The 1,018-nt window shown below is 45.0% G+C and carries 2 protein-coding genes; one reads left to right on the top strand and one right to left on the bottom strand.

Features of this window, described 5'->3' with window-relative positions; translation table 11 throughout:
- The coding region (gene minE, locus R8N46_RS25580) for a cell division topological specificity factor MinE (protein WP_318189826.1) at positions 1–260 on the top strand (260 nt) is incomplete at its 5' end.
- Between the two features lie 86 nt (positions 261–346).
- Here minE and R8N46_RS25575 read toward each other — a convergent pair.
- On the bottom strand, positions 347–1,018 hold a 672-nt coding region (locus R8N46_RS25575; RefSeq protein WP_318189825.1), incomplete at its 5' end, for an HRDC domain-containing protein.

Below are 1,018 nucleotides of genomic sequence, written 5' to 3'. Positions count from 1 at the left end.
CATTATTAGAATTTTTCCGCCCGCAGAAAAAAACGTCTGCAAGTCTGGCGAAAGAGCGCTTACAAATCATCGTGGCTGAACGCCGCAGCCAAAATGACCCTGCGCCTTCGTACTTACCTCAGCTTAAAGAAGACATTCTGAAGGTGATCAGTAAATACGTAGACATTGACCCGAACATGGTTGATTTAACCTTTGAGCATAAGGATGACGACATTTCTGTACTTGAGCTCAACGTGAAACTGCCTGACGACGAGAAGTAAGGCTTTATTCTCAACGCAATACGCAGCGCACAACAATGTACGTGTCGAAAAAGGTTGACCATTTGGTCAACCTTTTTAGTTTGCGCTTATTTCAACGCCTTATTCATTTTTTCGCCCAATAACTCTAGACGCCAACCTTGCATAACATCAGGCAAGCGAGCAGGATCACGATCCTTCTTCCACACCCAACTGATGAGCTGGTTAATCTGCTTTTTCGATGCTAAAAACTCGGTCGCTAACCCTGATTTTTGCGCAGCACTTTTCACGACATCTTTCATGTTTTTGAAAACCTGCTTATAGCCAGGGTAATCCATCAGGCGATCAATTTTAGCTGGGTATTCTTCTGGTGGCGTTTGCTTAGCCTTTTTCACGATGGCCGCAATTTTAGTACCGTGACGATTGACCGCGCGGCTATCCATCCCTTCCGCTTCCATCTTTTTAAAGCTTGTTAAACCTAAACGAGCAACCGTTAGCAAATCACCCTCTTTGAAGATGAAGTTTAGTGCTAAGTCGCGCTTGATTGCTTCACGATAACGCCAAGTCGCTAGCGGCTTTAACACAGCTAACTCTGAAGGTTTAAGTTGCCACGCTCCTTTAATATCAAGGTACGCATTTTCTTCGTTGGTTTCGCGAATGCGTTTGGAAACCAACAAGTCGCTCTCTTGCTGCACCGCTTCCCACCAACCAGCTTCAGTGACTTTATCGAGCAATTTTTCGTAAAGTGGCAACAAGTAGTGAACGTCTGCCGCTGCATAATC

The organism is Vibrio sp. 1874 (assembly GCF_033344395.1).
GTDB lineage: Bacteria > Pseudomonadota > Gammaproteobacteria > Enterobacterales > Vibrionaceae > Vibrio > Vibrio alginolyticus.
Note: the sequence above shows the minus strand (reverse complement) of the source record. Positions and strands in the feature narration are given on the sequence as shown.